This is a genomic window from Bradyrhizobium sp. (assembly GCF_019244115.1).
Lineage (GTDB): Bacteria > Pseudomonadota > Alphaproteobacteria > Rhizobiales > Xanthobacteraceae > Bradyrhizobium.
Window position 1 is genome coordinate 1 of the sequence record NZ_JAFATE010000173.1, and the last position, 8,677, is coordinate 8,677.

At 64.8% G+C, this 8,677-nt stretch carries 9 protein-coding genes; all 9 read right to left on the minus strand.

Annotation, left to right across the window (positions count from 1 at the left end):
* A partial coding sequence (locus JOZ76_RS07670; protein ID WP_291698024.1) for a serine--tRNA ligase occupies positions 1 to 918 on the minus strand: 918 nt, incomplete at its 3' end.
* Positions 919 to 1,132: 214 nt separating this feature from the next.
* Positions 1,133 to 1,942: a twin-arginine translocase subunit TatC gene (gene tatC / locus JOZ76_RS07675; protein ID WP_291698025.1), complete on the minus strand. Its 810-nt coding sequence runs from the start codon at positions 1,940 to 1,942 to the stop codon at positions 1,133 to 1,135.
* The gene (gene tatB, locus JOZ76_RS07680) at positions 1,939 to 2,406 is read right to left on the minus strand and encodes a Sec-independent protein translocase protein TatB (RefSeq protein WP_291698026.1); all 468 of its coding nucleotides are present in this window, start codon (positions 2,404 to 2,406) and stop codon (positions 1,939 to 1,941) included. Before tatB ends, tatC begins: the two co-directional genes overlap by 4 nt.
* 73 nt (positions 2,407 to 2,479) lie before the next feature.
* On the minus strand, positions 2,480 to 2,713 hold the full coding sequence (locus JOZ76_RS07685) for a twin-arginine translocase TatA/TatE family subunit (RefSeq protein WP_291698027.1): 234 nt from the start codon (positions 2,711 to 2,713) through the stop codon (positions 2,480 to 2,482).
* A gap of 148 nt (positions 2,714 to 2,861) precedes the next feature.
* Positions 2,862 to 3,614, minus strand: coding sequence for an SMC-Scp complex subunit ScpB (scpB, locus tag JOZ76_RS07690; RefSeq protein ID WP_291698028.1), 753 nt, complete (start codon positions 3,612 to 3,614; stop codon positions 2,862 to 2,864).
* A gap of 24 nt (positions 3,615 to 3,638) precedes the next feature.
* On the minus strand, positions 3,639 to 4,466 hold the full coding sequence (locus JOZ76_RS07695) for a segregation and condensation protein A (RefSeq protein WP_291698029.1): 828 nt from the start codon (positions 4,464 to 4,466) through the stop codon (positions 3,639 to 3,641).
* The gene (gene nagZ / locus JOZ76_RS07700; protein WP_291698030.1) at positions 4,463 to 5,491 is read right to left on the minus strand and encodes a beta-N-acetylhexosaminidase; all 1,029 of its coding nucleotides are present in this window, start codon (positions 5,489 to 5,491) and stop codon (positions 4,463 to 4,465) included. Before nagZ ends, JOZ76_RS07695 begins: the two co-directional genes overlap by 4 nt.
* Positions 5,492 to 5,538: 47 nt before the next feature.
* Entirely contained in the window at positions 5,539 to 6,990 is a 1,452-nt protein-coding gene (locus tag JOZ76_RS07705) for an SPOR domain-containing protein (protein ID WP_291698031.1), read from the minus strand.
* A gap of 180 nt (positions 6,991 to 7,170) precedes the next feature.
* Positions 7,171 to 8,677, minus strand: a 1,507-nt coding sequence (gene argS, locus JOZ76_RS07710; RefSeq protein ID WP_291698032.1) for an arginine--tRNA ligase, incomplete at its 5' end; no start/stop codon positions are given.

Sequence of the window (8,677 nt, forward strand, 5' to 3'; positions counted from 1 at the left end):
GGGCGTCGTGATCGACACCAGCTCGACCTTGGTGAACTGGTGCTGTCGGATCATGCCGCGCGTATCGCGCCCGGCCGCGCCCGCCTCGGCGCGGAAGCAAGGTGTGAGCGCGGTCAGCCGCATCGGCAACTGCTTTTCGTCGACAATCTGTTCGCGCACGAGATTGGTCAGAGAAACCTCGGCTGTCGGGATCAGACCGAGCCGCTCCGTCTTCAGGCTTTCACCTGACGCAGCGAGCAACTCGCCCTTGATAGCCCAGAACTGATCGTCCTCGAATTTTGGTAGTTGGCCGGTGCCGAACATCACCTCGTTGCGTACCAGGAGCGGAGGATTGATTTCGGCATAACCATGCTCGTTGGTGTGCAGATCGAGCATGAACTGCCCGATAGCGCGCTCCAGCCGGGCCAATCCCTTCTTCAAGACCACGAAGCGTGCACCTGAAAGTTTGGCGGCGGTCTCGAAATCCATACAGCCGAGAGCGCTGCCGAGATCGTCGTGCGGCTTGGGCATGAAGGCATAGTTTCGTGGCGCGCCGAACACGTGGCGCTGCACGTTGCCGTGCTCATCCAGACCATCAGGGACTTCGTCGAGCGGCAGATTGGGGATCGCCGCGAGCTGTTTCGCGAGCTCCTCGTCGGCGAGCTTGGCCGCCGCCTCGAGCTGCGGCAGGGTGGTCTTGAGTTTGGCAACCTCTTCCATTAGCGCGCCGGCGCGGGTCTCGTCCCTGACCTTCTTGGCCTCGCCGATTTCCTTCGAGGCGGCGTTGCGCCGCGCCTGGGCCTGCTCGGAGGCGAGGATCGCCGCACGGCGCTTCTCGTCGATCGCCAGCAGCGACGGCGACAAGGGGGCCAGCCCGCGGCGCTTCAGCGCCGCATCAAACGCTTGCGGATTGTCACGGATCGCTTTGATGTCGTGCATGGCGAAGAGTCCCGAGCCACCATCGTGGTTACTTCAACATCGCTGTTGAGAGTTTGCGTGCGCTCCACCTAGCATGACCGTCATCGCCCGCGAAAGCGGGTGATCCAGTATTCCAGAGACGCCAGTGCTTTACTGAGAAGCCGCAGCGTGCTGGATACCCCGCTTTCCGCGGGGTATGACAGCTGGGGTGGTCGTCAGCACGGCGGGAGGCGCCCTACTCGGCCGGGTTGGCCGCCGGCGGGGCGCCGGTGGTAGAGGTCTTCGCAGCTGCCGCCTTCTTCTCCACCACGCGCACGGCGATGATCGAGCCTTCGTAGAGCGCGAGCAGCGGCAGTGCCAGCGACGACTGGCTCAAAACGTCCGGCGGCGTCAGCACGGCCGCGATGACGAAGGCGACCACGATGAAATAGCGGCGCTTGCTGCGCAGCATCTCCGAGGTAACGATCCCGATGCGACCGAGCAGCGTCAAAATCACCGGAAGCTGGAAGGCGATGCCAAAGGCGAAGATCAGCGACATCATCAGCGACAGATACTCGCCGACCTTCGGCAACAGCTCGATCTGCGCGGTGTCAGGTCCGCCCAGCTGCTGCATCCCAAGCGAGAAGCGGATCAGCATCGGAAAGACGACGAAATAGACCAGCATCGCGCCAAGCCAGAAGAAGACGGGCGTCGCGATCAGATAAGGCAGGAAGGCGTTGCGCTCGTGTCGGTAAAGGCCAGGCGCAACGAATCGATAGATCTGGGTTGCGATGATCGGAAACGAGATGAAGCCGGCGCCGAACAGGGCAAGCTTCAATTGCGTGATGAAATATTCCAGCAGCGCCGTATAGATGAATTTCGAATTTTCGGCTCCCGCGACCCAGACGAAGGGCCAGATCAGGAAGTTGTAGATGTGCTTGGCGATGAAGAAACAGACGATGAAGGCGACGCCGAAGCCGAGCAGCGATTTGATCAGGCGCGAGCGGAGCTCGATCAGGTGGTCGAGCAGTGGCGCCTTGCTGGCCTCAATGTCTTCGGCGCTCATGACGCTTTGGCGTCCTTCAATTCGTCAGCCGGCGCTGTGGGCGCGGCCGTGGCCTCGGCCTCCGCGGCAGCGGTCGGAGTGTCCGCGGTGGCAGGCGTCTCGGCAGCCGTCGCCTCCGCCGGAGCAGCGATAGCCGGCCCGACCTCCGGCTTGGTCTCGGCGGGCTTGTCCAGTGGCTCGACCCGCAGGGAATTGCTGACGTCCTGCTGCAGCGAGGAGATCATGCCGACCGGTGAAAAACTGCTGGCGGCTTCCCGAACCTCGTCAAAGCTCTTCTTCAGGTCGGCCATTTCGGCCTCGCGCATTGCTTCCTGAAATTGGCTCTGAAACTCGGCGGCCATCTTGCGCGCCTTGCCCATCCATTGTCCGACCATCCGCAGGACGCCCGGCAGCTCTTTCGGGCCGATGGCGATCAGCGCGACAACTGCGATGAGGACGAATTCACTCCACCCGATGTCGAACATGAAAATTTCCGCTCACGCGAAGCGCTGCCCTGTGCGGGACCAGGCCGTCCGCGTCTGCCACAAATCGAAGGGCTCAGACGGCCTTGCTGCCCACGTCGGAGCGGGCCGTCGGCGCCGAGCCGCCATGATCGATCGACTTGACCGGCTCGGTCTTTTCCGCGGGCTTGTCGTCGTCCTGCATGCCCTTCTTGAACGCCTTGATGCCCTGCGCGACGTCGCCCATCAGGTCCGAAATCTTGCCGCGGCCGAACAAGAGCAGGACCACTGCGATCACGACGATCCAGTGCCAAATGCTCAGCGAACCCATCCTGCAACCCTCCAAGCACGGCCGGCTTCCGGCCAGATGTTAGCCGGAACGTAGGCGCCACGGCGGTCAAAAACAAGGACCGAAGCGAGGTCAAATCGCCGTTGACGGCTGGAGCTATGGCTACCGTTAACCGCGGACGAGCATGGGGCTATTCGCCGCTTCCGCGCTCTGGTTCCGGCTGCGGCTGTGGCCCTGGATCGGGTTCAGGTTCGGCCGCCGGCGCAAGCGCGAAATCCAGATCGCCCGGCTCCAGCGGATCCTCGTCTTCCCGGAGCGTCGGATCGTCGGATGGATTGGGAACGGTGAAGCCGGTCGGCAGGCGGGTATCCAACAGGCCAGTCCCCTTGAGTTCCTCGAGACCGGGCAGGTCGCCGAGCGCCTCCAGGCTGAACTGGGACAGAAAACTCTCGGTGGTTCCGAAGGTCAGCGGCCGGCCCGGCGTCTTGCGGCGGCCACGCGGCCTGATCCATCCGGTCTCGAGCAGCACGTCGAGCGTCCCCTTGGAGGTCACCACGCCGCGGATTTCCTCGATCTCCGCGCGCGTCACCGGCTGGTGGTAGGCAATGATCGCCAAAACCTCGATGGCCGCCCGCGACAGTTTTCGGGTTTCCGTGCTTTCGCGCGTCATCAGCCATGACAGGTCGCCCGCGGTACGGAAAGCCCATTTGTTGGCGATCTTGACCAGATTGACACCACGCGGAGCGTATTCCGCCTGCAGCTGGGCGAGCGCGGTTTTGATGTCGACGCCGTCAGGCATGCGCTTGGCCAGGGTCGCCTGATCGAGCGGCTCGGCGGCGGCGAACAGCAGCGCTTCCAGGAGCCGCAGCTCCTCCGGCCGCCCTTGCGGATCCATGGAAGGCTCCTCGACGTGTTCGATGCGCATTTCCGCCAGGCTTGCCATGGCACGCTCTCCTTCTTTAACGCGTTACTCGGCCGTCAGGTCCGGCGCGGTGGCGGCGCCGGATGGCGGGGACATACGCTTGCGAAAATACAGCGGCGCGAACGCCTCTTTCTGGTTCAATTCCATGTCGCCTTCACGCACCAGTTCCAGGGCCGCGGCAAAGCTGGAGGCGAAGACCGTCGCCCGCTGGCTGGGATCTACGACGTAGCTCAGCAGGTACTGGTCGAGGCAACTCCACTCCTCGGTCGCTCCGACGAGGCGCTCGAGCGCTGCGCGTGCTTCCGCCAGCGACCACACGGTGCGTTTGGCAAGATGCACGCTTGCGAGCACGCCTTGCTGACGCTGCACGGCATAGGCGCTCAGAAGGTCGAACAATGTCGCGGTAAATTTCTGATGGCAGACCTCCGCGATTGTCTCGGGGGCGCCGCGTGCAAAGATGTCGCGCTGCAATTGCGGACGGTTCATCAGCCGGTTGGCGGCCTCGCGGATCGCTTCCAGCCGGCGCAGGCGGTTGGCCAGTGCGGTGGCCATTTCCTCCGCGCTCGGGCCGTCGGGCTGCGGCGGCTCGGGCAGCAGTAGCCGCGATTTCAGGTAGGCGAGCCATGCCGCCATGACGAGATAGTCGGCGGCGAGTTCGAGCCGGATGCGCCGCGCGGCCTCGATGAACTGCAGATACTGGTCGGCGAGCGCGAGAATGGAGATTTTTGCGAGATCGACCTTCTGCTGACGCGCGAGCGCGAGCAGCAGGTCGAGCGGACCTTCATAGCCCTCGACATCGACCACCAGCGCCGGGTCGCTCTCGGCGAGCTCGGCCGGGCGGCCGGTCTCGAACGACAGGATTTCCGCGGTCATGCGCCTGCCGCTCCCAGTCGCGCGACCAGCGCATCAAGTTCGGCCCTGGCCGCGGCGCGATCGAACGGGCGGGGCGCCTTGCGCGCCGCCAGCGCGGCGCGAGCGCGCGTCAGCGCCTTGCCCGCAAGCTCTGGCGTCTGGCTCGCAACGTCCTGCATCTCCTCGAGCTTGCCGTTGCAGTAGAGGACGACGTCACAGCCAGCGGCAAAGATCGCCCGCGTCCGCGCGGCGATCGATCCTGCGAGCGCGTTCATGGAAACGTCATCACTCATCAACAAACCCTGGAACCCGATGAAGCCGCGAATCACTTCATCAATCATTTTCGCAGAAGTCGTAGCCGGATGGACAGCATCGATGGCGCTAAACACAACATGTCCGGTCATGGCCATCGGCAAATCGGCTAGCGGCCGAAATGCGGCAAAATCGACCGCTTCGAGCTGATTCCGCGGCGTATCAACGACCGGGAGACTTTCATGCGAGTCGGCGGTGGCCCGGCCATGCCCCGGAATGTGCTTCAGGATCGGGAGGATGCCACCATCCTGCAACCCATCTGTCACAGCCCGCGCTATCGCCGCAACCGTGACGGCGTCGGTTCCATAGGCCCGGTCGCCGATCACATCGTCGGCGCCGGGCACCGGGACATCGGCCAGCGGCAGGCAATCGACGCTGACCCCGATCTTGCCGAGATCGTCGGCAATCAGCCGGGCGCTGAGCTTTGCCGCGGCCATCCCGAGCGCCGGATCCAGTGCATAGAGCTGCCCGAACGTGGCGCCGGAGGGATAGAGCGGCCAGTGCGGCGGACGCAGCCGCTGCACCCGCCCGCCCTCCTGGTCGATCAAGACCGGCGCGTCCGCGTCGCCGACCGCGTCGCGTAATTGTGCAATCAGCGACCTAACTTGCGCGGGGTCCTCGACGTTCCGCCGGAACAGGATGAAACCCCACGGCCGGTGCGCGGCGATGAAGTCGCGCTCGGCTACCTCAAGTCTGGGGCCGGAAATCCCGGTGATGAATGCCCGTGTGCTCATCGGGGCCGAATAGCCCCGGAGCGATCACAGGGTCAAGCAAGGCGCAGCTATTTCCTTGGGACGAAGCATTGCCCGCCGGCAGCGGTCAGGCCCTTGCAGAACTGGTTCGCCGCTTCCGAGGTGTCGAACGGCCCGACCATGGCGCGGTACATGACGCCCTTGCCCGGTAAATCGACCTTCTTGATGACCGGCGCAGAATAGGACCCCATCGCATCCGCATATTTGGCCTTCAGCGCGCGAAACGAGGCCTGTGCGTCGGCTTCGCTCTTCTGCGACGACACCGAGACCAGATAACCGGAGTCGGCCATCGGCGCGGCGTCAGCATCCGGGGTCGGCGCGACCGCGGCCATCTTCTTCTCGGCGGCCGGAGCCGGCGCCTGCGGCGCGATTGGCATCGGCGCATTGGCGCTTGCATTCGCCGAAGCCGGCGAGTTGCGCCCCTTCATCGCCTTCGGCGGCGCCGCTGTCGTTGCCGCTGCGGCCGCCGCGCCAGTTGCGCCATTATCGGCCTGGTCGCCACGCACCGACAGCGTCTTGATGCGGCGGGGTTCGCCGGCCGGCATCGTCCCGCTGCTCGCCGGGGGCGGTGTGTCGGCGCTGGCAACCGGCGGCATCTGCATTGCATCGTTTCCGCCAAGGCTCGACGCCGGTGCGGGCGCGGCACTGCTCTGATTCGTCGGCGGGAAAACCACGCGCGGGCTGACCGAGCGCGTATTGACGTCGACCGGCGTCTCCTCGCGCGACACCATCTTCTCGCCCTGGTCGCCCAAGCGGTCGGGCAGCTTCGTGATGCCGTCCGCCGGCACCGGCGTGAGGATCTTGGTCGGGCTGTTGTCGGCACGGATGATCGGTGGATCGCCGCTGCGCGATGACCCCATGTAGCTCCGGTAGGCAAAGGCCGCGCCGGTGCCGATCACGCCCAGCGCAAGGAACACGGCGACCTTGGCCAGACCATTGCCCCGCCGGGGCGCCTCTTCCTCTTCGCCATCGTCATATTCTTCGTCCTGGAAGGCGTAGGGGTCGTCCGGATAGGGCTGTTGGCGCTGAAACGCAGGCCCACCGGTGTCGAGCTGACCGAACAGCGCATCATCATAGCGCGCAGGCTCCTGCTCGCGGTCGTCAAAGCCCGGCTCGTCGCGATATTGCGGCTGGGGCGGTGCGGGTTCGGCACCAAAACGCTGCATCGGGTGAGCGACCTCTCCTGGTTCGAAATTCGGCTCGACCACCGGTGGCAGGCGCGGCCCCTCGGGCCGGCCAGGACGCGATTGCATCCAGGGCGGCGGGCCGCCGGCAGCCAGCGAATCGTCAACGGGACTTGGCGCGGGAGGCATCGGAGCGCGGAACGAATCAGGGGCCGCGCGCTGCGGCTGAGGTTGCACGCGCGCATTGGCGCGGCTCATGCCGCCGGCGACAGCGGAGCTGGCCCCGCCGCCAAAGGGATCGTTCTGGCCGATCAGACGGGCAAGCTCCGCCAGCGGATCGGCGTCGCCGCCGCGCATCGGACCGCGCCCGCGTGGATCGAGACGATCTAAACCGTCAGAGCCCGGCCTATCTTGAAAGCGATCTGCCATCGTGATGATGTATCCCCCTTCGGGCTAGCCGCCAACTGTATACAAGGCGGTCCGGCGCTTACCGGATGCTCGCATCGGTTGCAATCTAGGCCCAAAAGCCCCCTCAGACTACCGCATCTCGTCGGGGGCGTGCACGCCCAAGATCGCCAGACCCGATGCCAGAACCGAGACGACGGCCTGAACCATCCCCAGCCGCGCCTTGGTAAGGCTTGCATCATGATCGCTAATGAAGCGTAAATGGGGCAATTCGGTGCCGCCCTTGGTCCAAAGCGCATGGAACTCGCTGGCAAGATCGTAGAGGTAAAAAGCGATTCGATGGGGCTCATGGGTTGTGGCAGCCCCCTCCAACATTCTGGGGTAGAGCGCAAGCCGGCGCAAGAGGTCGAGCTCCTCGGGCTCGGTCAGCCGTTCGAGCGGCCCTCTGGAAAGATACTCCCGTCGCGCACTATCCTCAGCGGGGAGATCGGGCACGACCTCGCGCGCCCTGCGGAAGATCGAATGCCCCCGCGCGTGTCCGTACTGGACATAGAACACCGGGTTGTCTCGTGACTGTTCGATGACCTTGGCGAGGTCGAAATCCAGCACCGCGTCGTTTTTGCGGTACAGCATCATGAAACGGACGGCGTCCCTGCCGACCTCGTCGACCACCTCGCGCAGCGTGACGAAATCGCCCGAGCGCTTCGACATCTTCACCGGCTCGCCATTGCGGAGCAGCCTGACGAGCTGAACGATCTTGACGTCCAGCGTTGCCTTGCCGGCGGTCACCGCCTTCACCGCTGCCTGCATGCGCTTCACATAGCCGCCATGATCGGCGCCGAACACGTCGATCAGATCGGCAAAGCCGCGATCGAACTTGCTCTTGTGGTTGGCGATGTCGGAGGCGAAATAGGTGTAGGAGCCATCCGACTTGATCAGCGGGCGGTCGACATCGTCGCCATAGGCGGTGGCGCGAAACAGGCTCTGCTCGCGGTCTTCATAGTCCTCGACCGGCTTGCCTTTCGGCGGTGGCAGGCGGCCTTCGTAGATGTCGCCTTTCGCGCGCAAGAAATCGATCGTTTCCGCAACCTTGTTGTTGCCGTCCTCGATCAGCGAGCGCTCCGAGAAGAACACGTCGTGATGGATGTTGAGCGCGGCGAGATCGCCCTTGATCTCGTCCATCATCATGGCGATCGCCTTGGCGCGTACGATCGGCAGCCACTCGGCCTCGGGCTTTGAACGCAGCCTGTCGCCCCATTCGCTCGCGAGCGCCTGCCCGACCGGCTTCAGATAGTCGCCCGGATAGAGACCTTCCGGAATATCGCCGATGACCTCGCCGAGCGCCTCGCGGTAGCGCAGGAAGGCTGAGCGGGCGAGCACGTCGACCTGCGCCCCGGCGTCGTTGATGTAATATTCGCGCGTCACCGCGTGCCCCGTGAATACCAGGAGGCTCGCCAGCGCGTCGCCGAACACGGCGCCGCGGCCGTGGCCGACATGCATCGGCCCGGTCGGATTGGCGCTGACATACTCGACATTGACGGCGCCGTCCCGCGCGGGGCCGCGCCCATAGGCGGCGTCCGTCAGCACGGCGCGCAAGACGCCCTCGTAGATCTCCGGCTTCAGCCGGATGTTGAGGAAG